At 68.5% G+C, this 22,760-nt stretch carries 20 protein-coding genes; 11 read left to right on the forward strand and 9 right to left on the reverse strand.

All coding sequences use genetic code 11. The features are described 5' to 3' along the window. Positions 1-67 precede the first annotated feature (67 nt). The 5 genes from RCH12_RS02670 to RCH12_RS02690 form a co-directional block, all read right to left on the reverse strand. Positions 68-829, reverse strand: a complete 762-nt coding sequence (locus RCH12_RS02670) for a succinate dehydrogenase iron-sulfur subunit (protein WP_088455241.1) — start codon at positions 827-829, stop codon at positions 68-70. Beyond that, a complete protein-coding gene (sdhA, locus tag RCH12_RS02675) occupies positions 829-2,643 on the reverse strand; it encodes a succinate dehydrogenase flavoprotein subunit (RefSeq protein ID WP_240632369.1) in 1,815 nt (604 codons plus the stop codon). The genes RCH12_RS02670 and sdhA overlap by 1 nt, the downstream gene beginning before the upstream one ends. A 26-nt stretch (positions 2,644-2,669) precedes the next feature. Then, positions 2,670-3,122, reverse strand: coding sequence for a succinate dehydrogenase hydrophobic membrane anchor subunit (locus tag RCH12_RS02680; protein WP_088455242.1), 453 nt, complete (start codon positions 3,120-3,122; stop codon positions 2,670-2,672). 13 nt (positions 3,123-3,135) lie between these two features. Next, positions 3,136-3,552, reverse strand: coding sequence for a succinate dehydrogenase, cytochrome b556 subunit (gene sdhC, locus RCH12_RS02685; protein ID WP_088455243.1), 417 nt, complete (start codon positions 3,550-3,552; stop codon positions 3,136-3,138). Positions 3,553-3,725: 173 nt separating this feature from the next. Then, entirely contained in the window at positions 3,726-4,880 is a 1,155-nt protein-coding gene (locus RCH12_RS02690; RefSeq protein WP_088455244.1) for a glycosyltransferase family 4 protein, read from the reverse strand. A gap of 78 nt (positions 4,881-4,958) precedes the next feature. Between RCH12_RS02690 and RCH12_RS02695 the strand changes: the two genes are divergently transcribed. From RCH12_RS02695 to RCH12_RS02725, 7 genes are all read left to right on the forward strand, one after another. Then, positions 4,959-6,080 (forward strand): mannose-1-phosphate guanylyltransferase, encoded by a 1,122-nt coding sequence (locus tag RCH12_RS02695; protein WP_088455245.1) that lies wholly within the window; start codon positions 4,959-4,961, stop codon positions 6,078-6,080. 206 nt (positions 6,081-6,286) lie between these two features. Next, the gene (locus RCH12_RS02700; RefSeq protein ID WP_088455246.1) at positions 6,287-7,387 is read left to right on the forward strand and encodes a BMP family lipoprotein; all 1,101 of its coding nucleotides are present in this window, start codon (positions 6,287-6,289) and stop codon (positions 7,385-7,387) included. A gap of 146 nt (positions 7,388-7,533) precedes the next feature. Beyond that, positions 7,534-9,051, forward strand: a complete 1,518-nt coding sequence (locus RCH12_RS02705; RefSeq protein WP_327015973.1) for an ABC transporter ATP-binding protein — start codon at positions 7,534-7,536, stop codon at positions 9,049-9,051. Further along, positions 9,048-10,316 (forward strand): ABC transporter permease, encoded by a 1,269-nt coding sequence (locus RCH12_RS02710; RefSeq protein WP_088455248.1) that lies wholly within the window; start codon positions 9,048-9,050, stop codon positions 10,314-10,316. The genes RCH12_RS02705 and RCH12_RS02710 overlap by 4 nt, the downstream gene beginning before the upstream one ends. Beyond that, entirely contained in the window at positions 10,313-11,611 is a 1,299-nt protein-coding gene (locus RCH12_RS02715; protein WP_088455249.1) for an ABC transporter permease, read from the forward strand. The genes RCH12_RS02710 and RCH12_RS02715 overlap by 4 nt, the downstream gene beginning before the upstream one ends. Further along, entirely contained in the window at positions 11,608-12,060 is a 453-nt protein-coding gene (locus RCH12_RS02720; RefSeq protein WP_327015974.1) for a cytidine deaminase, read from the forward strand. Before RCH12_RS02715 ends, RCH12_RS02720 begins: the two co-directional genes overlap by 4 nt. After that, on the forward strand, positions 12,057-13,373 hold the full coding sequence (locus RCH12_RS02725; protein WP_103430351.1) for a thymidine phosphorylase: 1,317 nt from the start codon (positions 12,057-12,059) through the stop codon (positions 13,371-13,373). Before RCH12_RS02720 ends, RCH12_RS02725 begins: the two co-directional genes overlap by 4 nt. Before the next feature lie 171 nt (positions 13,374-13,544). Here the strand turns inward: RCH12_RS02725 and RCH12_RS02730 are convergent, their stop codons facing one another. After that, positions 13,545-14,462, reverse strand: a complete 918-nt coding sequence (locus tag RCH12_RS02730; protein ID WP_327015975.1) for a hypothetical protein — start codon at positions 14,460-14,462, stop codon at positions 13,545-13,547. Positions 14,463-14,655: 193 nt separating this feature from the next. On the opposite strand from RCH12_RS02730, the gene RCH12_RS02735 reads away from it, so the two are divergent. From RCH12_RS02735 to RCH12_RS02745, 3 genes are read left to right on the forward strand one after another with little or no spacing between them, the layout of a single operon-like run. Beyond that, positions 14,656-15,771 carry an adenosine deaminase gene (locus RCH12_RS02735; RefSeq protein WP_370291637.1) on the forward strand — a complete coding sequence of 372 codons (1,116 nt, stop codon included), beginning with the start codon at positions 14,656-14,658 and terminating at the stop codon, positions 15,769-15,771. A gap of 29 nt (positions 15,772-15,800) precedes the next feature. After that, a complete protein-coding gene (locus tag RCH12_RS02740; protein WP_088455254.1) occupies positions 15,801-16,283 on the forward strand; it encodes a PTS sugar transporter subunit IIA in 483 nt (160 codons plus the stop codon). Then, positions 16,280-16,552, forward strand: a complete 273-nt coding sequence (locus RCH12_RS02745; RefSeq protein WP_088455255.1) for a PTS sugar transporter subunit IIB — start codon at positions 16,280-16,282, stop codon at positions 16,550-16,552. Before RCH12_RS02740 ends, RCH12_RS02745 begins: the two co-directional genes overlap by 4 nt. A gap of 44 nt (positions 16,553-16,596) precedes the next feature. Here RCH12_RS02745 and RCH12_RS02750 read toward each other — a convergent pair whose 3' ends face one another. Together RCH12_RS02750 and RCH12_RS02755 are read right to left on the reverse strand one after the other, a co-directional pair. Further along, the gene (locus tag RCH12_RS02750; RefSeq protein WP_240632470.1) at positions 16,597-18,318 is read right to left on the reverse strand and encodes a phospho-sugar mutase; all 1,722 of its coding nucleotides are present in this window, start codon (positions 18,316-18,318) and stop codon (positions 16,597-16,599) included. A gap of 161 nt (positions 18,319-18,479) precedes the next feature. After that, on the reverse strand, positions 18,480-19,313 hold the full coding sequence (locus RCH12_RS02755) for a purine-nucleoside phosphorylase (RefSeq protein WP_103461198.1): 834 nt from the start codon (positions 19,311-19,313) through the stop codon (positions 18,480-18,482). Between the two features lie 70 nt (positions 19,314-19,383). Here RCH12_RS02755 and RCH12_RS02760 point away from each other — a divergent pair, with 70 nt between their 5' ends. Beyond that, the gene (locus RCH12_RS02760; RefSeq protein ID WP_088455257.1) at positions 19,384-20,823 is read left to right on the forward strand and encodes an NAD(P)H-quinone dehydrogenase; all 1,440 of its coding nucleotides are present in this window, start codon (positions 19,384-19,386) and stop codon (positions 20,821-20,823) included. Between the two features lie 111 nt (positions 20,824-20,934). On the opposite strand, the gene RCH12_RS02765 is transcribed toward RCH12_RS02760, so the two are convergent. Then, the gene (locus RCH12_RS02765) at positions 20,935-22,698 is read right to left on the reverse strand and encodes an acetyl/propionyl/methylcrotonyl-CoA carboxylase subunit alpha (protein WP_327015976.1); all 1,764 of its coding nucleotides are present in this window, start codon (positions 22,696-22,698) and stop codon (positions 20,935-20,937) included. Between the last annotated feature and the right edge of the window lie 62 nt (positions 22,699-22,760).

Consider the following 22,760-nt stretch of genomic DNA (forward strand, 5'->3'; position numbering starts at 1 on the left):
GGCCGCCCAGGGCGGTTAACGACGGACGGCGGCCCGTAGGCCGCCGTTCGTTAGGAGTCCGTAAGAGTTACGGCTTGCCGCGCATGATGGCCTGTTTGACCTCGGCGATGGCCTGGGTCACCTGGATGCCGCGCGGGCAGGCCTCGGTGCAGTTGAAGGTCGTGCGGCAACGCCAGACGCCTTCCCTGTCGTTGAGGATGTCCAGGCGCACGGCGGCGTTCTCGTCGCGGGAGTCGAAGATGAATCTGTGTGCGTTCACGATCGCGGCGGGCCCGAAGTACTGTCCGTCGGTCCAGAACACCGGGCAGCTCGACGTGCACGCGGCACAGAGGATGCACTTGGTGGTGTCGTCGAAGCGCTCGCGCTGAGCGACGGTCTGGATGCGCTCCTTGCCGTCCTTGGGCGTGTTCTGTGCCATCAGGAACGGCTGCACCTCGCGGAAGGACGCGAAGAACGGCTCCATGTCCACGATCAGGTCCTTCTCCAGCGGCAGGCCCTTGATGGCCTCGACCGTCACCGGCTTGGTGATGTCGAGGTCCTTGATCAGGGTCTTGCAGGCCAAACGGTTCCGCCCGTTGATCCGCATCGCGTCGGACCCGCAGATGCCGTGCGCGCAGGACCTGCGGAAGCTCAAGCTACCGTCCTGTTCCCACTTGATCTTGTGCAGGGCGTCCAGGATGCGGTCCGTCGCGTACATCTCGACGTCGTAGTTCTCCCAGTGCGGGTCTTCGTCGATTTCGGGGTTGAAGCGTCGCACCGACAGGGTGACCGTGAACGAGGCGATCTCGTCGGGAACCGCGGGGGGCGATTCGAGGGTGGGGGTGCTCACTAGTACTTCCTCTCCATCGGCTGGTAGCGCGTAATGGTCACGGGCTTCCAGTCGAGCGAAATATGGTCGGCAGCATCCGCGGACAGGGCGTCACCCGACAGGTAGGCCATGGTGTGCTGCAGGTAATTGACGTCGTCGCGCAGGGGGAAGTCGTCGCGCATGTGGCCGCCGCGGCTCTCCTTGCGGTTGCGGGCGGAGTACACGACGACCTCGGCCAGGTCGAGCAGGAAGCCCAGCTCCACGGCCTCGAGCAGGTCGGTGTTGAACCGGCGGCCCTTGTCCTGCACGCCGATGTTCTTGTAGCGCTCGCGCAGGGTGTGGATGGTCTCGGTGACCTCACGGAGGGACTCGTCGGTGCGGAACACCTGCGCCTTCTCGTCCATGATCTCCTGCAGCTCCCGACGGAGCACGGCGATGCGCTCGGTGCCGGTGGAGGTGCGGATGGTGGTCAGGAGTTCGCGCACGAACTTGGCTGGGTCCTCGGGCAGCGGCACGAACTCGGCGGTCTTGACGTACTCGACGGCGTTGTTGCCGGCGCGCTTGCCGAACACGTTGATGTCCAACAGCGAGTTGGTGCCGAGCCGGTTGGAGCCGTGCACCGAGACGCAGGCGCATTCGCCGGCGGCGTAGAGGCCGGGCACCACGGTGGTGTTGTCCCGCAGCACCTCCGCCTTGACGTTGGTGGGGATGCCGCCCATGGCGTAGTGCGCGGTGGGCATCACCGGCACCGGTTCGGTGACGGGGTCCACGCCGAGGTAGGTGCGGGCGAACTCGGTGATGTCGGGCAGCTTGGTCTCGAGCACCTCGGCACCCAGGTGGGTGCAGTCCAGGTACACGTAGTCCTTGTTGGGGCCGGCGCCGCGGCCCTCCGCGACCTCCTTGACCATGCAGCGGGCCACGATGTCACGCGGGGCGAGGTCCTTGATGGTGGGCGCGTAGCGCTCCATGAACCGCTCGCCGGAGGCGTTCCGCAGGATCGCGCCCTCACCGCGGGCACCCTCGGTGAGCAGGATGCCCAGGCCGGCCAGGCCGGTCGGGTGGAACTGGAAGAACTCCATGTCCTCCAGCGGCAGGCCCTTGCGCCAGATGATGCCCACACCGTCGCCGGTGAGGGTGTGCGCGTTGGACGTCGTCTTGTAGATCTTGCCGAAACCGCCGGTGGCGAAGATGAACGCCTTGCCGGAGAAGACGTGCAGCTCACCGGTGGACAGGTCGTAGGCGACCACGCCGGACGGCTGGTCGACGCCGTCGACGTTGGTCATGATCAGGTCGAGCACGTAGAACTCGTTGAAGAAGTTGATGCCGCGTTTGACGCAGTTCTGGTACAGGGTCTGCAGGATCATGTGGCCGGTGCGGTCGGCGGCGTAGCAGGCGCGGCGCACCGGGCTCTTACCGTGGTCGCGGGTGTGACCGCCGAAGCGGCGCTGGTCGATCTTTCCCTCAGGGGTGCGGTTGAACGGCAGGCCCATGTTCTCGAGGTCGATGACGGCGTCGATGGCTTCCCTGGCGAGGATCTCCGCGGCGTCCTGGTCGACGAGGTAGTCGCCGCCCTTGACGGTGTCGAAGGTGTGCCACTCCCAGTTGTCTTCCTCCACGTTCGCCAGCGCGGCAGCCATGCCGCCCTGCGCCGCGCCGGTGTGCGACCGGGTGGGGTAGAGCTTGGAGATCACGGCGGTGGATGCGTTCGGTCCGGCCTCGATGGCGGCTCGCATGCCCGCCCCGCCAGCCCCGATGATCACGATGTCGAACTGGTGGTAGTGCACCCCGTCGACGATGGTGGACTCGGGCATGTTGGTCACAGGTGCATCCGTCATGAAAGTTTTTGCAGCTCCTCGAGGGCCTAAACGGCCTGGCAGAAAGTGGGCAGAAGGTCGGCGGGCTGGCCGGCCGGGCAGGCGTCGAAGGTGAACACCACGAGCGTGCCGAGAACGATCAGGATGACCACGGCGGCGAGGATCGACGATTTGAGGATGCCGCGGCTGATGCGCGTCGTGGCGTAGTCGTTCACGAGGGTGCGCATGCCGTTGCCGCCGTGGATCAGGGCGAGCCAGAGCATCGCCACGTCCCACCACTGCCAGAACGGGTTGGACAGCTTGCCGGCGACGAAGGCGAAGTTCAGCGCGCTGACGCCCTCGCCCACCATCAGGTTCACGAAAAGGTGGCCGAAGATCAGCACGATCAGCACGACGCCGGAGACGCGCATGTAGATCCAGCCCCACTTCTCCCAGTTCACGCCGTTCTTGCGGGGGCTGCGGGAGTATGGGCTGCGGGGGGCGACGATTGTCGAGGTCATTTTCGGTCGCCTCCTAGTGGCTGAACACGTTGATCAGGTGGCGGGGCAGGAAGGCGATCATGGTGATCACCCAGAGCCCGATCACGACGTAGAAGAGCACCCGCTGGTGCTTCGCGTTCCAGAAGTCGATGGCGATGATGCGCAGGCCGTTGAAGGCGTGGAACACGATCGCGGCGACCAGGCCGGCTTCGCCCAGCCCCATGATGGGGGTCTGGTACTGGCTGATCACGGCGTTGTACGCCTCGGGGCTGACCCGCACGAGGGCGGTGTCGAGGATGTGCACGAGGAGGAAGAAGAAGATCGCCACCCCGGTGATCCGGTGCAGGACCCAGGACCACATGCCCTCACGGCCGCGGTAAAGCGTTCCGGCCGGACGACGCGAGGTCGTCTTCCGCTGAGCTGTCAGGGCCTCTGCCGAATTCTGTGGCATGACCAACCCTCCCTGGCTGAGTCGTGACCCCTGCTGAACGAGGTGTCATCGTTGAACAAACACGTATCGTCAGTCTATATCTTGACGGCGAGATAAGTCTGGTTAGGGGTGCCTAACCGGGTGGGCGGCCGCCGGTGACCAGAGGCTTTGTACCCGCATCAAGGCTAGTGCGGTCAGCGGCGTTGCGCGGCCGGAACCAGGGTTTCCGCACGCACGGCGAGGCTTTCATCGATGACCTGCGTGTAGAACCCGAACAGCGTGGCGCAGACGGTTTCCCAGCTGCGGCCGAGCACGGCCCGCCGGCCCGCCTCGCCCATCCGGTGCCGCAGCGGAGCATCGGTGACCAGCGCGGCCACGTGTCGGCGCAGGTCCCTGTCATCGTCCGGAGTGAACAGGAACCCGTCGGTGCCGTGCTCGATGAGATCGATCGGGCCACCGGCGCGCGGCGCCACCACGGGCAGTCCCGCGGCGTGCGCCTCTTGCAGGGTCTGTCCGAAGGTCTCCTCTGTACCGGCGTGCAGGAACACGTCGAAGCTGGCGTACGCCGCCGCGAGCTCGGCACCGGCGAGCCGGCCCAGCCAGGTCACCGGCATTCCCGCCAGAGCCTTGGCCACCAGGGGAGTGGACGGCCCGTCGCCGACCAGGGCGATGCTGATCCCGCGTAGGCCGCTGAGTGCCCGGAACCTTTCCACCTGCTTCTCCGGGGCGATCCGGCCGACGTACCCGATCACCACCTCGCCGTTGGGCGCCAGTCGCCGGCGCAACGCCGCCACCTCCGGGCCGTGCCGGGTGTTGGGGTGGTAGCTCTCCAGGTCCACGCCCCTGGTCCACCGGTCCAGGCGCTGCACGCCGATGCGGCGGAGGTCGCTCATCGACGCCGTGGACGGCACGAGGGTCAGGTCGGCGCCGTCGTGCACCCACTTCACGAACCGCCAGGCCAGCCCGGTCGCCTGGCCGAGGTGGTTGCGGCTGGCGTAACCGGCCACATCCGTCTGGAACACGGCAACGCTCGGCACGCCCAGGCGCCGGGCGGCCGCGATGCCCTGCGCGCCGAGGAGGAACGGTGACGCCGCGTGCAGCACGTCCGGCGCGAAGTCGGCCAGCAGCCCCAACACCCGCGGATTGGGCAGGCCGACGGGAAACTGCCGATAGGAGAGGGCGGGCACGGTGTGCACGGGAAAGCCGGCGTAACTCGGCGGGGCGCCGAACGGGGCGATCACCAGGGCCTCGTGGCCCTGGCGGCGCAGCTCGTCGAGCACCTTGCAGACGCTCGTGGTGACCCCGCTGATGGTGGGGAGGAAGCTTTCGCTGACGACGGCAACCCTCATGCCGCCACAGTAGACAGCCCGCACGTCTGTGCGGTGAACCCTGGATGAACGGGGCCGACGGACCGGTAGTCTGGCGCAATGTCCCACTCCAGCGATGCCCTCGCCCGCTTCTACAGTGTGATCCCTGCCGGCGGGATCGGATCCAGGCTCTGGCCGCTGTCCCGCGCCGACGCGCCCAAGTTCCTGCACGACCTCACCGGCAGCGGGCAGACGCTGCTGCGCGCCACCTGGGACCGGCTCGCACCGCTGTCCGGCGACCAGCGCATCATGGTCGTCACCGGGCGGGCGCACCGGGCCGCCGTCGAGGAGCAGCTGCCGGAGCTCGGGGACCTGAACGTGGTCCTGGAGAGCGAACCGCGGGACTCCTCGGCCGCGATCGGGCTGGCCGCCGCGATCCTCGAGCGCCGCGAACCCGGCGTGATCATCGGCTCCTTCGCAGCCGACCACGTCATCAAGGGCCCCGCGGCGTTCCGCCAGGCCGTCGTGGAGGCCATCGTCGCCGCCGACACCGGCCTGATCGTCACCATCGGCATCCAGCCCACCGAGCCGGCGATCGGTTTCGGTTACATCAAGACCGGCGCGGCCCTGTCCATCGACGGCGCCCCGAGCGCCCAGTCGGTCAATTCGTTCGTGGAGAAGCCCAGCCCGGCCACCGCCAAGCGCTACCTCTCCAGCGGACAGTACCTCTGGAACGCCGGCATGTTCATCGCCCGCGCCGACAGGCTGCTCGAGGAGATCGGCGCGAGCGAGCCCGAGCTGCTCGCCGGGCTGCTCGAACTCGCCGAGGCGTGGGACACCCCGCGCCGCGGCGCCGTCGTCGACCAGGTCTGGCCCAAGCTCAAGAAGATCGCCATCGACTACTCCGTGGCCGAGCCCGCCGCCGCGAAGGGCAAACTGGCCGTGATCCCCGGCCAGTTCGACTGGGACGACGTGGGAGACTTCGCGTCGATCGCCAAGATCCACGCCAACGGCCGCAAGCGCGACCTGGCGATCCTCGGTGAGGGCGCCCGGGTGCTGGCCGACTCCTCCAGCGGAATCGTCGTCAGCCACACCAAACGCATGATCGCTCTGATCGGCGTCGACGACATCGTCGTCGTGGACACCCCCGACGCCCTGCTGGTGACGACAAGCGCCAACGCCCAGAAGGTCAAGGCCGTCGTCGACGCGCTGCGGCTCTCGGGCAGCTCAGACGTCCTGTAGCTGCCGGCGGCCTCCGCCGCGAGAGTTTCTCAGGAATAGGCCCGGTAGATGACCATTTGTGTCGGCGCGATTTCGAGAATGTCGCGGCTTGATAACCATTTGGCTACAGTGTCGGTTTGCTCATCTGAGCAGGGCTCTTCTGGGTAACGTGTAGACCATATACCAGCCCGTGCGATCTCACGCCGGGCCTCATCTGGAGGTCAATCTTGACAATCACGACCCGCAAGGCAACGCTCGGCGGCCTTGCCTCACTCGGCGTTCTCGCTCTGCTCGCGGCGTGTGCGCCGGCCCCCACCGAGGACGGCAGCGGCGACGCTGCCACATCGGACTTCCTGCCCTGCATCGTCTCCGACTTCGGTGGCTTCGACGACAAGTCCTTCAACCAGTCCAGCTTCGAGGGCATCTCCCAGGCCTCCGAGGAGCTCGGCGTCGAGTTCAAGCAGGCCGAGTCCACCTCTGAGGACCAGTACACCGGCAACGTGACCAGCATGGTCGACCAGGGTTGCAACTTCATCCTCACCGTCGGTTTCGCCCTGGCCAACGCCACCCGCGACGCGGCCCAGGAGAACAGCGATGTGCAGTTCGCCCTCATCGACTCCACCCTCTCCAACGACGACTTCAGCCCGCTGACGCTCGAGAACGTGAAGCCGGTCGTCTACGACACCGCGCAGGCCGCATTCCTGGCCGGCTACCTGGCCGCAGGAACCACCAAGACCGGCACCGTCGGCACCTTCGGTGGCATGCAGTACCCGTCGGTCACCATCTTCATGGACGGCTTCGCCGACGGCATCGCCTACTACAACACCGAAAAGGGCACCGACGTCAAGCTCACCGGCTGGTCGAAGGAATCCCAGGAGGGCCTGTTCGCCGGTGGCTTCGATGACATCAGCGCCGGCAAGACCCTCAGCCAGGGCCTGATCGACGCCGGTGCGGACATCATCCTCCCGGTCGCCGGCCCGCTCTTCCAGGGCACCGCACAGGCCATCGCCGAGTCCGGCAAGGACGTCGCCATCGTCGGTGTCGACAGCGACCTGTTCGAGACCACGCCCGAGTTCGCCGCGCTGTACCTCACCTCCATCATGAAGTCGATGACGGATGCGACCGACGCGATCATCACCGACGCGGCAAACGGCGAATTCAGCTCCGACCCGTACATCGGAACCCTCGAGAACGAGGGTGTCGGCCTGGCCCCGCTGCACGACTGGGAGTCCAAGGTTGACCCCGCCCTGGTCACCGAGATCGACGACCTCAAGGCACAGATCATCAGCGGCGACATCGTCGTGACCAGCGACGCCACGCCCAAGTAACACCCCGTTTCACCCAGCACCACCGTGTAGCAGTACCGCCCCACAGGGCACCGGGGAGGCCAGCCATGCTGGCCTCCCCGTTTCGTTGCGTGGTGTCGCCGGGGCGTAGAGCCACGCCCGGCCGGCACCTCAATAGAATCGACACTATGAAGCTCGAACTTCGCGGCATTACGAAGAGATTCGGTGCCCTTGTTGCCAATGACGACATCAAACTCACCATCGAGGAGGGAGAGATCCACGCCCTGCTCGGCGAGAACGGGGCCGGTAAATCAACGTTGATGAACGTTCTCTACGGCCTGTACCGGGCCGAAGAGGGCGAGATCCTCCTCGATGACGTGCCGCAGCACTTCGCCGGACCCGGCGACGCGATGGCCGCCGGCATCGGCATGGTGCACCAGCACTTCATGCTGATCCCCGTGTTCACCGTGGCCGAGAACGTGATGCTCGGCCACGAACAGGTCAAGGCCGGCGGCAGGCTCGACCTCGCCGCCGCGCGCACCCGGGTGCGGGAGATCTCGGAGCGCTTCGGGTTCGACGTCGATCCCGACGCCCTCGTGGAGTCCCTGCCCGTCGGTGTGCAGCAGCGGGTGGAGATCATCAAGGCGCTCTCCCGCGACGCGAAGGTGCTCGTCTTCGACGAACCGACCGCCGTGCTCACCCCGCAGGAAACCGACGAGCTGATGAACATCATGCGCCAGCTCAAGGCCGCGGGCACCTCCATCGTCTTCATCACGCACAAGCTGCGGGAGGTGCGCGAGGTCGCCGACCGGATCACCGTCATCCGCCTGGGCAAGGTCGTCGGCACCGCCTCGCCGACCGCGAGCAACGAAGAACTCGCCACCCTGATGGTGGGCCGCGCCGTCGACCTGACCGTGGACAAGGCGCCCGCCACCCCCGGAGCCCCGGCGCTGGTGGTGACGAACCTCACCGTGATCGACCCTCTCGGCCAGATCCTCGTCAACGACGTCAGCTTCGACGTCAAGGCGGGCGAGATCCTCGCCATCGCCGGCGTGCAGGGCAACGGCCAGACCGAACTGACCGAGGCTCTGATGGGGCTGCAGCCCCGCGTCGTCGGCGAGATCAGCCTCGACGGCACGTCCCTTCGCGGCCACTCGGTTCGTCAGGTGCTCGACGCCGGGGTCGGCTTCGTACCGGAGGACCGCACCAGGGACGGCCTCGTCGGCGGGTTCACCATCGCCGAGAACCTGATGCTGGACCGCGCCAACAAGCTCCCGTTCGTCAAACGGTTCAACCTGCAGCTGTCCTACCTCGCCGACTTCGCCCGCACCAAGGTGACGGAGTTCGACGTGCGGTCCCAGGGCATCGAAACGCCCGTCGGCCGCCTGTCCGGCGGCAACCAGCAGAAGGTCGTGCTCGCCCGCGAACTCAGCCGTGACCTGCGGCTCTTCGTCGCGGCTCAGCCCACCCGCGGCCTCGATGTCGGCTCGATCGAATTTGTGCACGAACGCATCGTGGCGACCCGCGACGGCGGCACCCCGGTCATCGTGATCTCCACCGAACTCGACGAGGTCGCCGCCCTCGCCGACCGGATCATGGTGATGTACCGCGGCCGCATTGTCGGCATCGTCCCCGGCGACACCCCCCGATCCGTTCTGGGTCTCATGATGGCGGGCGAAACCCCCGCAGAAGGAGCCGCAGCATGAGCGCCGCTCAGCAGCCCACCTCGACCCCGGCACCGGCGAAGTCGCCGGAACCGGACGAATCCTCCCGCTGGCACAACGTCTTCCGGGAGATCACCACCGGCAACGCCATCATCTCGGTGTTGGCGGTGCTGCTGGCGCTGCTCGTGGGCGCCGTGATGATCGCGTTCACGAACGCGAACGTGCAGGAGAGCGCGGGGTACTTCTTCTCGAGGCCCGGCGACATGCTCTCCGCCGCCTGGGACGCGGTGTCCGGCGCCTATTCCGCGCTGTTCCAGGGTTCGGTGTACAACTTCCGTCGTCCAAGCTTCGCCGACGGCATCCGGCCGTTCACCGAGACCCTCACCTACGCCACCCCGCTGATCGCGGCCGGCCTCGGTGTCGCGCTCGGTTTCCGGGTGGGCCTGTTCAACATCGGCGGGCGCGGCCAGATGCTCATCGCCGCGACTCTGGGCGGCTGGGTGGCCTTCGCGGTTGACCTGCCCGCCGGCATCCACCTGATCGCCGCACTCGTCGCCGGCGTGCTGGGCGGGGCCCTGTGGGGCGGCCTGGTCGGCCTGCTCAAGGCCCGCACCGGCGCGCACGAGGTGATCACCACGATCATGCTCAACTACGTGGCGTTCTACCTGGTCAGCTTCCTGCTGCGCGACGGGTTCCTCAAGACCCCGGGGTCGAACAACCCCAAGAGTCCGGCCAGCAAGGAGACCGCGGTCTACTTCGACCTACTCGGCCCGGACTACAACTTGCACTTCGGCTTCATCCTGGTGATCGCCGCCACGGTGTTCACCTGGTGGCTGCTCGCCCGCTCCAACCTGGGCTTCAAGTTCCGCGCCGTCGGCGAGAACCCCAACGCCGCCAAGGTGGCCGGCATCAGCGTGCAGCGCATGTACGTCTACGCGATGCTGTTCTCCGGCGGTCTGGTCGGCCTGGCCGGCATCAACCAGGTGCTGGGCACCACCACCAGCGGCTTCGGTGCCGGCATCGACTCCGGGATCGGTTTCGACGCAATCACGGTGGCCCTGCTGGGCCGCTCCAAGCCGTGGGGCGTGTTCGCCGCGGGGATCCTGTTCGGCGCGTTCAAGGCCGGCAGCTTCTCGATGCAGGCCGCCGAGGGCGTGCCCATCGACATCGTGCTCGTTGTGCAGTCGCTCATCGTGCTCTTCATCGCCGCGCCGCCGCTGGTGCGCGCGATCTTCAGGCTCCCGGCGCCCGGAGCGCCCCGCCGCAGACCGGTTCCCAACGTTTCCCAGGAGGTGGCGGCGAAATGAGCACCATCGCTCCAGTGAACCAGCCCACCCAGCCCACCGGACCCGAGGAGGGTCCGGCGACTGCGGTCATCAAGAGCTGGAAGGTGCCGATCATCCTCGGCGTCTTCACGGTCCTCGGTTTCCTGCTGATGGTGGTCTTCGGCCGCACCGGCACCAGCACCATGGTGCTCTCCACCTCCAGCGACCTGATCCAGCTGCCCGACGTGCTGCTGCCCACCCTGCCGACCGGCATCGTGATCAGCATCCTGCTGGCCGCCATCACCGGGCTCAGCGCCTGGATGGTGCAGACCCGCCGCAAGGTTCCGCTCTGGCTGATCTCGGTTTTCGCCGTGCTGCTCCTGATCGGCTTCCTCACCTGGGCCTCCGCCGACGAACGCATCCCGGTGCCCGGCCTGTTGTTCGGCTCGCTGAGCCTGGCCGTCCCGCTGATCTTCGGCGCCCTCGGCGGCGTCATCTCCGAACGTGTCGGCGTGGTCAACGTGGCGATCGAGGGCCAGCTGCTGGCCGGTGCGTTCACCTCCGCGATCGTGGCCTCGATCACCCAGCAGCCGCTGCTCGGCCTGCTCGCGGCGATGGTGGCCGGTGTGCTGGTGTCGTTTGTGCTCGCGGCGTTCTCGATCAAGTACTTCGTCGACCAGGTCATCGTCGGTGTGGTGCTCAACGTCCTCGTCACCGGCCTCACCGGGTTCCTGTTCTCCGAGCTCCTCGCCCCGAACGCGGCCACGCTCAACCAGCCGCCCAAATTCGAGCGCATCAACATCCCGCTGCTCAGCGAGATCCCGATCGTCGGGCCGGTCTTCTTCCGGCAGACCCTGATCGTGTACATCATGTACATCGCCGTCGCCGCGGTGTACTTCGGTATCTTCCACACCAAGTGGGGCCTCCGGCTCCGCGCGGTGGGCGAGCACCCGCAGGCCGCTGACACCGTGGGCATCAACGTCACCGGTACCCGGTTCTGGAACGTGTCCCTCGCCGGCGCCGTCGCCGGCCTCGGTGGCGCGTACTTCACCCTGGGGTCGGTGGGCGCGTTCGGCAAAGAAATGACCGCCGGTGCCGGCTTCATCGCCCTCGCGGCGGTGATCTTCGGCCGGTGGGACCCGATCCGGGCGACCCTCGCGGCGCTGCTGTTCGGCTTCGCCAGCAACCTGCAGAACGTGCTGAGCATCATCGGTTCGCCGGTGCCCAGCGAGTTCATGCTGATGCTGCCCTACCTGGTCACCATCTTCGCCGTGGCGGGCCTGGTGGGCCAGTCGCGGGGCCCGGCCGCATCCGGAAAGCCGTATATAAAATCATGACGAATCTGACTGCGAATTCCGGCGACACAACACCCGAGTCCGGCGACATCGACTGGGGTGTGCTGCGCAGCGCTGCCACCGAAGCGATGACCCACGCCTACGTGCCCTACTCGAAGTTCCCGGTCGGGGCGGCCGCCCTCGTTTCCGACGGCCGGGTGATCAGCGGGTGCAACGTGGAGAACGCCTCCTACGGGCTCACTCTCTGCGCGGAATGCGCGCTGGTGAGCGTGCTGCAACTCACCGGCGGCGGCGAGCTCGTCGCGTTCAGCTGCGTCGACGGCAACGGCAACACGCTGATGCCGTGCGGCCGCTGCCGCCAACTGCTCTACGAACACTCGGCACCAGGCATGCTGTTGGAGACCGTCTCCGGCGTGCGCACCATCGACGAGGTCCTGCCGGACGCCTTCGGGCCCCGCCAGCTCGCCGCCTACAGGGAAGACAACTCATGAGCTCCACCCCCGCCCGCACCATCGAAGCCTTCGACGCCGTCGACCTGATCCACGCCAAGCGTGACAAGGGCGAGCTGTCGACTCCACAGATCGACTGGCTGATCGACGCGTACACCCGCGGCTACGTCGGCGACGAGCAGATGGCCGCGATGACCATGGCGATCTTCCTCAACGGCATGTCCCGCCGGGAGATCCGCGACATGACCATGGCCATGATCAACTCCGGCGAGCGGATGAGCTTCACGGGCCTGGGCAAACCGACCACGGACAAGCACTCCACCGGCGGTGTCGGCGACAAGATCACCCTGCCGCTGATGCCCCTCGTCGCGGTCTTCGGCGCGGCCGTGCCGCAGCTCTCCGGCCGTGGCCTCGGTCACACCGGCGGCACCCTGGACAAGCTCGAGTCCATCCCGGGCTGGCGCGCCAACCTCAGCAACGAGGAAATGTTCCAGCAGCTGCAGGACGTCGGCGGCGTCATCTGCGCCGCCGGCAGCGGCCTGGCTCCGGCCGACGGCAAGCTGTATGCGCTCCGCGACACCACCGGCACCGTCGAAGCGATCCCGCTGATCGCCTCGTCGATCATGTCCAAGAAGATCGCCGAGGGCACCGGCGCGTTGGTGCTCGACGTGAAGTTCGGCTCCGGCGCGTTCCTGAAGGACATCGACCGGTCCCGCGAGCTGGCCCGCACCATGGTCGCCCTCGGCGAGGACGCCGGGGTGGCCACCTCCGCGCTGCTGACCAACATGAACGTGCCGCTCGGCCTGGCCATCGGCAACGCCAACGAGGTGCGCGAGTCCCTCGAGGTGCTCGCCGGCGGCGGCCCCGCCGATGTGGTGGAGCTCACCGTGGCCTTGGCCCGCGAGATGCTGGCCCTGGTCGGCCAGAAGGACGTCGACGTCGAGGCGGCCCTGAAGGACGGTCGCGCGATGGACAAGTGGCGCGCGGTCATCCGTGCCCAGGGCGGCGACCCGGATGCCGCGATGCCCGTGGCGCGCGAGACCCACGTGGTGCTCGCGGACCGTGACGGCGTGCTCGTCGAGCAGCAGGCGCTGCCGTTCGGTATCGGCGCCTGGCGCCTGGGCGCCGGCCGCGCCCGCAAGCAGGACCCGGTGCAGCACGCCGCCGGCATCGACCTGCACGCCAAGCCCGGCGACACCGTCCGCAAGGGCGAGCCACTGTTCACCCTCAGCGCCGACGAGCCGGAGCGCTTCGCCCGGGCCCTCGAGGCCGTCGAGGGCGCCTGGCGCATCGGCGACCCCGGCGAGCCCGTCCTCGACGGCGGCCCCCTGATCGCCGAGCGCATCGGCAACTAGCCCAGTACCCGCAGGCCCGGCCCCGCCGACTTGCCGCAAAAACCCCCTTCCGCCGAGCCGAAGGGGGTTTTTGGCGCAAGTCGCTGGCGGCGCATCCGCCGACTTGCCGCACATTGCCACTTACCTCGCGGCGAGGCGCTCATTTGCGGCAAGTGGGTGAGTGCGCGCGCGTCACGTGGGGCGGCTGCCGGGACGCCAGCCGCGGGAACGCAGCGCCTGGTCGAGCCGGGAGAGGACTTCGGCATCCGGGGTTTCCTTGAGCACCCTGATGACCCGCCAATCCTCGGCCATCACACCGTCCAACCTGTCGACATCACGGGCGAACTGCACGTCGTCCGTGCGGTGCTGCTCGCCGTCGTATTCGACAAGGACCCGGTACCGCAGGTAGACCAGATCACCGCGCACCCGGCGCCGCTGGTATCGCAGCGGCAGGTACACGTTGGTCTCCGGTTCCGGCAGGCCCGCCCGCACGATCAGGAGCCGCAGCCGGGTCTCCTGGCGCGACTCAACTCGGGGTCTCACCCACTCCAGCGCGGCCCGTAGCCGACGGATGCCCCGGTGGCCGGGCCGCTCGGCGACCGCCGTGCAGAGGTCTTCCGACGAGAACGGGGGATCCACCACGCCGAGGAGGTGGTCGCCGAGCGCGATGAGGTCGTCCAGCCCCATAATCGGAGCGAGTTCGCACCAGACGCTGACGGGATTCTGGACCGTGAAGCCCCCGATGAGCCACAGTTCGGGTCGGCTGAAGACCGTGTGGCCCGCGATTCCGGCGCCCTGCGGCGCCCGGTCGGGGGCGATGACGCTGACATGCAGCCGGGGATCACGGGTGGCGTAGCGGGGCAGAGGCATCCCGAGCAGCTGGGCAGCGGTGGCGTGGCTGAAGAAGTGGCCGGTGGGCATCACCGCGGCGTAGGCCCTGGCCAGTTCCCGCACCCCGGTCGGGATGCCGGCGGCGACTCTCACGCCGTGGAACGGCGCCTGCAGGTCGGCCGACTGCAACCTCCGAGGTGTCACCCCCGCCCGGCGCGCTTCCGCGACGGTGAACCCGTCGAGAGTCAGGCTGCGGGGGAGCTTCGTTCGCTTGCGCATCCGCCCAAGATGCCATTTATTGCCGCTGCCGGTCAGAGTTATCCACCGATGGCGCCCCGCGCTGTGCTGACTTGCGGCGAAGATGCGCTTGGAGTGCGCTGAAGGGGCATTGTGAGGCACGTCGGCGGGGTTGGGCGGATGAGGCGGCTTCGGGATACGCGCCGCGCGGGCGCGATAGATTGGGGGAGTGAATATCAGCTCCGAGGAATACCTGTTGCCCGGCAGTGGCGTGAGCATCAACGCCCTGCCCAAAGTCTCCCTGCACGACCACCTCGACGGCGGTCTGCGACCGGCCACGATCCTCGAGCTGGCCGCGCCGATCGGCCTGGAGCTGCCCGCCACGACCGAGTCCGGCCTCGCCGATTGGTTCGTCAGCCAGGCCACCTCCGGCTCGCTCGCGGACTACCTCAAGACCTTCGAGATCACCGTCGGCGTCATGCAAACCCACGACGCCCTCGTGCGGGTGGCCAGGGAGTTCGTTGAAGACCTCGCCCTGGATGGCGTGATCTACGCCGAGGTGCGCTGGGCCCCCGAGCAGCACCTGGCCGGCGGGCTCAGCCTGGACCAGGCCGTCGACGCCGTGCAGGAAGGCATCGCGGCGGGCATCGAGCGGGTCGCCCAGGCCGGCATCACCATCAAGATCGGCCAGCTGATCACCGCGATGCGGCACGCCGACAGGTCCCTCGAGGTCGCCGAACTCGCCGTGCGGCACCGCGACCTCGGCGTGGTCGGCTTCGACATCGCCGGCGCCGAGGAGGGCTTCCCGGCTGGCAACCACGCCGCCGCGTTCGACTACCTGGCCCGGAACCTCTTCCCGGTCACCGTGCACGCCGGCGAGGCCGACGGGCTGGGCAGCATCCGCGGCGCCCTGTTCGACGGTCGCGCCCTGCGCCTGGGCCACGGCGTGCGCCTGGCCGAGGACATCGAAATCGGCCGGGAGGACCAGGAGAACACGTACGTGACCCTCGGCCCGCTGGCCCAGTGGGTGCGCGACAGGGAGATCCCGCTGGAGCTCAGCCCGTCGTCGAACCTCCAGACCGGCGCGATCGCCGCCTGGGGCGACGACATGCTCGACCACCCGTTCGACCTGCTCTACCAGCTCGGCTTCCGCGTCACCGTCAACACCGACAACCGGCTGATGAGCGCCACCACGCTCAGCCGCGAGCTGGCCCTGCTCACGGATGCCTTCGGCTACGACCTCGACGACCTCGAGGCCCTGCAGCTCAACGCGGCCTCCGCGGCATTCCTGCCGTTGGAGGAGCGCGAAGAACTCGCCGACGCCATCGTCGACGGTTTTGCCACCGCCTAGCCCGCCAACGCCCACGCTAGAAAGCAGCCATGTCCCTCCCACCACTTCCCCTTGACGCCATTGACGTCGGCCTGCACGTCCCCGACTGGCGGGCCGCCGTCGGCGCCGCCGGCGCGGCGCTGGAGCGATCCGGTTCCACCGCACCCGGCTACACCGAGCGCATGGTGGGCGTGATCGAGGAATTCGGCGCCTACGTGGTGATCGCGCCCGGGCTGGCCCTGGCGCACGCCCGGCCCGGCCCCGATGTGCTCACCGGGGGCCTGAGCGTCGTGACCCTCGCCGAGCCCGTGGCCTTCGGACACCCGCACAACGACCCCGTCAACGTGGTGCTGGGCCTGGCGGTGACCACGGGCGACGAGCACGTGCACTTCGTCGCCGAGCTCGCCAACGTGTTCAACGATTCGAGCATCATCCCGGCGCTGGCAGCGGCGCCGGACGCAGCATCCGTACGCTCGCTCCTGGGCATCGCGGCACCAACCGGCGCAGACGCCAGCACGGAGGAACACAAATGAAGATCGTCGCACTGTGCGGAGTCGGTATCGGAACATCCGCCATTCTCAAGGTCAACGCCGAACGCGCCCTCGAGCGCCTGGACATCGAGGCTGACGTCACCGCGGCCGACATCGCCAGCGTGAAGCTCGCCGCCGCGGACGCGCAGGTCATCCTCACCTCGTCGGAACTGGTGCCGTCGATCGGCAAGACCAACGCCGACGTCATCATCATCGACAACTTCTTCGACCTCGACGAGCTGACCGCCAAGCTCGAGATCGCACTCGGCTAGCCCGGCGCGGATGCCCGGCTGGGCATCCGCGTCCGCACCGCCGGTCAGCCGATCAGCGCGCGCATGCCCCTGTCGAGCTCGGCGAGGGCATCGGATGCGGCCTGCCGGCGTTCGGCGAGGCTGCCGACGCTGCTGTGCGTGTCGAGATACACCTTGAGCTTGGGTTCGGTGCCGCTGGGCCGCACCATCACCCGGGAGCCGTCGGCGAGCACGATCCGCAGCACATCGCTGGGCGGCAGGCCGTTGAAGCCGCCGGAGAGATCGTCGATGTGGTCCACCCGGCTGGTGCCGATCATCGCCGGCGGGCTCTCGCGCAAGCGTGCCATCACCCTCTCGATCTCGGTGAGGTCGGTGACGCGCACCGAAATCTGGCCCGAGGCGAAGTAGCCGAACTTCTCGGCGAACGCGTCGAGGTGGTCCGCGAGCGTCAAACCGTCGGCCTTGAGCTCGCTGACCAGCGAGAGCAGCGCCACGGCGGCGGAGATGCCGTCCTTGTCGCGCACGGTGCCGGGGTTGACCAGGTAGCCGAGGGCCTCTTCGAAGCCGAAGATCAGGCCGGGAGCACGGGAGACCCACTTGAACCCGGTGAGGGTGTCGGCGAACCGCAGGCCGTAGGCGTCTGCGACGGCCTTGAGCGCCGGCGTCGAAACAATCGAGCAGGCCAGGGTGCCGTCGGCACCGCCGTCGCCCGGCGCGTTGGCGGCCAGCTCGGCGGCCCGCCAGCCCAGGATGGCACCGACCTCGTTGCCGCTCAGGCGACGGTAGCCCTCCGGCGCGTCGGCGTCCGGGATGGCGATGGCGAGCCTGTCGGCATCCGGGTCGTTGGCGATGATCAGTTCGGCGTCGACCTCACGCGCGGTCTCGTAGGCGAGGTCCATCGCGCCGGGTTCCTCAGGGTTGGGGAACGCGACGGTGGGGAACGCCGAGTCGGGGGCGATCTGCGCGTCCACGAGGGTCGGCAGGGCGAACCCGGCGGCGTCGAGCACGCGGCGGGTGGTGTCCCACCCCACACCGTGCAGGGCCGTGTACACAACGCTCACCTGCGCGCGCGGCGACGCGCCGATGGCGGCGGTCGCATCCACGTAGGCCTGCACGACGGACTCCGGAGCGGTTTCGTACCCGGCCCGCGGCAGCTCGGTGACGAGCTGGGTGTCGGCGACGTGCTGGATCTGGGCGGCGATGGCGATGTCGTCGGGGGAGACGATCTGCGAGCCCTCATCGGAGTCGCCCAGGTAGACCTTGTAGCCGTTGTCGTTGGGCGGGTTGTGCGAGGCGGTGACCATCACACCGGCGCTGGCGCCGAGGTGGCGCACCGCGAAAGCGAGCACCGGGGTGGGGAGCAGGCGGGGCAACAGCACGGCGCGCACGCCGGCGCCGGCCATGATCGCGGCGGTGTCGGTGGCGAAGACGTGCGAGTTGCGGCGGCCGTCGTAGCCGATGACCACGGACGGGATGCTGCCGGGCCGGCTGCTCGCCGCGGCGGCGAGGAGATAGGCGGCGAGTCCGGCGGCGGCCTGGCTCACCAGAACCCGGTTCATCCGGTTGGAGCCGGCGGCGATCTCGCCGCGGAGGCCCGCGGTGCCGAACGCGAGGCGCTCGTCGAAGCGGGAGTGCAGGTCGGCAACGGCGGCCGGGTCGCGATCCTGGGCCTGCTGGATCAGCACGCGCAGCTCGGCGCGGGTCTCCGGGTCCGGGTCCTGGGCGAGCCAGTCGGTCGCGGTGACCAGCAGCAGGTTGACCGGGTCGGTGGCCGTGGTGTCCAGCACTGCCGTGGCGGCGGGCACCTCTCCGGCCGTCTCGTCCGGTCCGTCGACGGTGTTCAGCACGGCGGTCTGCGGTTCGCGTTCGTCGTCGCCGGCGTGCGCGCCGCGTGGGAGGAGCGGCTCGGCGGGGGTGCCGGGCTGGGTCGGAGTCTCGTCGCCGTGGCTCACAGTGCGGCCACGATGCTGGCGAGGAGGGCGCTGATGGTGGCTTCGGCGGCCTGGCCGGCCTCGAGCACCTCGCCGTGACTGAGCGGGGTCTTTTGAATGCCGGCGGCGAGGTTGGTGATCAGCGACATGCCGAGTACCTCCATGCCGGCCTGGCGGGCGGCGATGGCCTCCAGCGCGGTGGACATGCCCACGATGTGGCCACCGATGGCCTTGGCCATCTGCACCTCGGCGGGAGTCTCGTAGTGCGGCCCGCGGAACTGGCAGTAGACGCCTTCGTCCAGGGTGGGGTCGATGCCTCGGGCGAGGTCACGCAGCCGCTGGGAGTACAGGTCGGTGAGGTCGATGAAGGTGGCGCCCTCGAGCGGCGAGTCGGCGGTGAGGTTGATGTGGTCGCTGATCAGCACCGGGGTGCCCGGCTTCCACGTCTCGCGGATGCCGCCGGCCCCGTTGGTGAGGATCATGGTCGTCGCCCCGGTCGCGGCGGCGGTGCGCACGCTGTGCACGACCCGGCGCACGCCGTGGCCCTCGTAGTAGTGGGTGCGGGCGCCGATCACCAGGGCACGCTTGCCGCTCGAAAGCAGCACCGAGCGCAACATGCCCGCGTGGCCGGCCAGCGCCGGCGCGCTGAACCCGGTGATTTCCTGCGCGGGGATCGTGTGGGTGGTCTCGCCGATCAGGTCGGCGGCCTTGCCCCACCCGCTTCCCAGCGTCAGGGCGATGTCGTGATGGGCGACACCGGTGGCGTCGGCGATTTCTTGGGCGGCGGTGGCGGCCACGTCGAACGGGTTGGTTTCCGGCGCGTCAAGAGGATTGATCTCGGTCGTGAGCATCCTCCTACTCTAATTGCCTGCGGGGCAGCCGTGGTTTGGTGGGTCGCGCGGTGCAGGACAGAATAAGTGAATGCCTTACGAGTTCGAACGAAAACAACGCATCATTATCATCGGTGGCGGCCCCGGCGGATACGAAGCGGCACTCGCCGGCGCGCAGCAGGGCGCAGAGGTGACCCTGATCGAACGGGTCGGCGTCGGCGGTGCCGCGGTGCTCACCGACGTCGTTCCGTCGAAGTCGCTGATCGCCACCGCGGAAGCGTCGAACTCGATCCGTGAGGCCAACGACCTGGGCGTGCAGTTCTTCGTGCGCGACGCCAAGGGCAAGCCGCTGCACCCTGAGGTCGCGATCAACCTCGCCGCGGTGAACAAGCGCCTGCTCGCGCTGGCCAGGGAGCAGTCCGAGGACATGCGGGAGACCCTGGTCAAGGCCGGCGTCAAGCTGCAGAGCGGCCACGGCCGGCTGGACGGCCGCGACGCGGTCATCGTGTCCACCGGAGACGACGGCTCAGGCACCGATTTCGACCGGATCGAGGCCGACACCATCGTGCTGTCGGTGGGCGCGAGCCCCCGCACGATGCCCACGATGATGCCCGACGGCGAGCGGATTCTCACCTGGACCCAGCTGTACAACCTCAAGTCGGTGCCCAAACACCTCATCGTCGTCGGCTCCGGCGTCACCGGCGCGGAGTTCGCCTCCGCCTACCGGGCCCTGGGCGCCGAGGTCACCCTCGTCTCCAGCCGCGACCAGGTGCTGCCCGGCGAAGACGTCGACGCCGCCGCCGTGATTGAGAACGTGTTCAAGCGCAACGGCATGGTGGTGCTGAACAAGTCCCGCGCCGCCACCGCCGAACGCACCGACACCGGCGTGCTGGTGACCCTCACCGACGGCCGCACCGTCGAGGGCAGCCACTGCCTGATCGCCGTCGGCGCCGTGCCGAACACCCAGGGCCTGGGCCTGGCCGAGGCTGGCGTTCAGCTGGACGAGTCCGGCCACATCCGGGTGAATCGGGTGGCGCGCACCTCGATCCCCAACATCTACGCCGCGGGCGACTGCACCACGGAGATGCCGTTGGCGTCCGTCGCATCCATGATGGGCCGCACCGCGGTTTACCACGCCATGGGCGACGCGGTGAACCCGATCGAGATCCGCAATGTGGCGGCCAACATCTTCACGCAGCCGGAGATCGCGACAGTCGGCTGGACCCAGAAGGAGATCGAGGAGGGTGTGCGCCGCGGCGAGGTGTACAAGATGCCGCTCGAGTCGAACCCGCGCGCCAAGATGATGGGCATCAAGGACGGCTTCGTCAAGCTGATCGCCTCCCGCGGCACCGGCACCGTCATCGGCGGCGTCATCGTGGGCCCCAAGGCCAGCGAACTGATCTTCCCGCTCACCCTCGCGGTCGAGCACGGCCTCACCGTCGACGAGGTCGCCGAGGCGTTCACCGTCTACCCGTCGTTGACCGGGTCCATCACGGATGCCGCACGCGCGATGCACAAGGTGCACTACTGACCCGGCACCCCGGCCGCATCCGCGACTAACTGTCGCCCGTGCGGACACCTGCGCCCGGTACGCCGGGCGCAGGTGTCCGGTTCGGGCACAGTTGCGCAGCTGGGGGGGGTGTCAGCCGACGGTCATGAGCAGGTGGCCCGAGGAGACCGTCGAGCCGACAGCGGCGCCGATGACCCCGACCACGCCGTCCTTGTGCGCGGTGAGCGGCTGTTCCATCTTCATGGCCTCCAGCACCAGCAGCAGGTCGCCCTTGACGACGGTGTCGCCCTCCGTGACGAGGATCTTCACGATGGTGGCCTGCATGGGCGCCTTGACGGCATCGCCCGTTGCGGTGTTCACCGAGTGAGCGGCGGTCCGACGGCGCGGGGCCGGCCCGGCGGTCTTCTCCGACGCGGTACCGGGCAGCAGCTTGCTGGGCAGGCTCACCTCGATGCGGCGGCCGTCCACCTCGACGACCACGCTGTGCCGGGCGTCGGAGCGCGGACGGTCCTCGACGGTGCCGCTCCAGGGGGCAATGGTGTTCTCGAACTCGGTCTCGATCCAGCGGGTGTAGATCGAGAACGGGGCGCCGTCGGCGGGGGCGAAGGCCGGGTCGCGCACGATCATGCGGTGGAACGGCAGCACTGTGGGCAGGCCGGCCACCTCGAACTCGTCGAGGGCGCGGCGGGCGCGTTCCAGGGCCTGTTCCCGGGTGGCGCCGGTGACGATGAGCTTGGCCAGCAGCGAGTCGAACGAGCCGGAGATCTCGTCGCCGGACTGCACGCCGCTGTCGACGCGCACACCGGGGCCGCCGGCGGCCTTGAACACGTGCACCGGGCCGGGGGCGGGCATGAAGCCGCGGCCGGCGTCCTCACCGTTGATGCGGAACTCGAACGAGTGGCCGACGGCGATGGGGTCGTCGTAGTCCAAGGTGCCGCCCTCGGCGAGCCGGAACTGCTCACGGACCAGGTCGATGCCGGTGACCTCCTCAGAGACCGGGTGTTCCACCTGCAGGCGGGTGTTCACCTCGAGGAAGGAGACCGTGCCGTCCTGGCCGATCAGGAACTCGCAGGTGCCGGCGCCGACGTAACCGACCTCCCGGAGGATGGCCTTGGACGCCCGGTACATCTCGGTCGTCTGCGCCTCGGTGAGGAACGGTGCCGGCGCCTCTTCGACGAGCTTCTGGTGGCGGCGCTGGAGGGAGCAGTCGCGGGTGGAGATCACGACGACGTTGCCGTGGGCATCCGCGAGGCACTGGGTCTCGACGTGCCGGGGCTTGTCGAGGTACTTCTCCACGAAGCACTCGCCGCGGCCGAAGGCCGTGACGGCCTCACGCACGGCGGAGTCGAACAGTTCCGGTACCTCGTCGCGGGTGCGGGCGACCTTCAGGCCGCGGCCGCCGCCGCCGAAGGCCGCCTTGATGGCCACGGGCAGGCCGTGCTGGTCGACGAAGTCGAGAACTTCGGATGCATCGGTGACGGGGTTCAGGGTGCCGGGCGCCATCGGCGCGTGCACCTTCTCGGCGATGTGCCTGGCGGACACCTTGTCGCCGAGCTGCTCGATGGCCTCCGGGGACGGGCCGATCCAGATCAGGCCGGCGTCCAGGACGGCGCGGGCGAAGGCGGCGTTCTCGGCGAGGAAGCCGTAGCCGGGGTGCACGGCGTCGGCGCCGGAGCGGCGGGCGATGGAGAGGATCTTCTCGATGACGAGGTAGGTCTCGGCGCTGGAGGTGCCGTCGAGCCCGTAGGCCTCGTCGGCGAGACGGGCGTGCAGGGCGTCCCGGTCCTGGTCGGCGTATACGGCCACCGAGAGGATGCCGCTGTCCTTTGCCGCTCGGATCACTCTGACGGCGATCTCGCCCCGGTTGGCGATGAGGACCTTCGTTATACGCGACATAGGTACTGAGCCTATTGGTCCGAACCCCCGCAATTTTGGTTCTTTCCCACAAAAACCGCGGC

It is taken from the genome of Cryobacterium sp. MP_3.1, from assembly GCF_035984795.1.
GTDB lineage: Bacteria > Actinomycetota > Actinomycetes > Actinomycetales > Microbacteriaceae > Cryobacterium > Cryobacterium zongtaii.

Excerpts from the sequence above, each read along its gene's own strand:
- sdhA (WP_240632369.1), bottom strand. The coding sequence starts at position 2,643 with ATGACGGATGCACCTGTGACCAACATGCCCGAGTCCACCATCGTCGAC.
- RCH12_RS02680 (WP_088455242.1), bottom strand. The coding sequence starts at position 3,122 with ATGACCTCGACAATCGTCGCCCCCCGCAGCCCATACTCCCGCAGCCCC.
- sdhC (WP_088455243.1), bottom strand. The coding sequence starts at position 3,552 with ATGCCACAGAATTCGGCAGAGGCCCTGACAGCTCAGCGGAAGACGACC.
- RCH12_RS02690 (WP_088455244.1), bottom strand. The coding sequence starts at position 4,880 with ATGAGGGTTGCCGTCGTCAGCGAAAGCTTCCTCCCCACCATCAGCGGG.
- RCH12_RS02695 (WP_088455245.1), top strand. The coding sequence starts at position 4,959 with ATGTCCCACTCCAGCGATGCCCTCGCCCGCTTCTACAGTGTGATCCCT.
- RCH12_RS02705 (WP_327015973.1), top strand. The coding sequence starts at position 7,534 with ATGAAGCTCGAACTTCGCGGCATTACGAAGAGATTCGGTGCCCTTGTT.
- RCH12_RS02710 (WP_088455248.1), top strand. The coding sequence starts at position 9,048 with ATGAGCGCCGCTCAGCAGCCCACCTCGACCCCGGCACCGGCGAAGTCG.
- RCH12_RS02715 (WP_088455249.1), top strand. The coding sequence starts at position 10,313 with ATGAGCACCATCGCTCCAGTGAACCAGCCCACCCAGCCCACCGGACCC.
- RCH12_RS02720 (WP_327015974.1), top strand. The coding sequence starts at position 11,608 with ATGACGAATCTGACTGCGAATTCCGGCGACACAACACCCGAGTCCGGC.
- RCH12_RS02725 (WP_103430351.1), top strand. The coding sequence starts at position 12,057 with ATGAGCTCCACCCCCGCCCGCACCATCGAAGCCTTCGACGCCGTCGAC.
- RCH12_RS02730 (WP_327015975.1), bottom strand. The coding sequence starts at position 14,462 with ATGCGCAAGCGAACGAAGCTCCCCCGCAGCCTGACTCTCGACGGGTTC.
- RCH12_RS02740 (WP_088455254.1), top strand. The coding sequence starts at position 15,801 with ATGTCCCTCCCACCACTTCCCCTTGACGCCATTGACGTCGGCCTGCAC.
- RCH12_RS02745 (WP_088455255.1), top strand. The coding sequence starts at position 16,280 with ATGAAGATCGTCGCACTGTGCGGAGTCGGTATCGGAACATCCGCCATT.
- RCH12_RS02755 (WP_103461198.1), bottom strand. The coding sequence starts at position 19,313 with ATGCTCACGACCGAGATCAATCCTCTTGACGCGCCGGAAACCAACCCG.
- RCH12_RS02760 (WP_088455257.1), top strand. The coding sequence starts at position 19,384 with ATGCCTTACGAGTTCGAACGAAAACAACGCATCATTATCATCGGTGGC.
- RCH12_RS02765 (WP_327015976.1), bottom strand. The coding sequence starts at position 22,698 with ATGTCGCGTATAACGAAGGTCCTCATCGCCAACCGGGGCGAGATCGCC.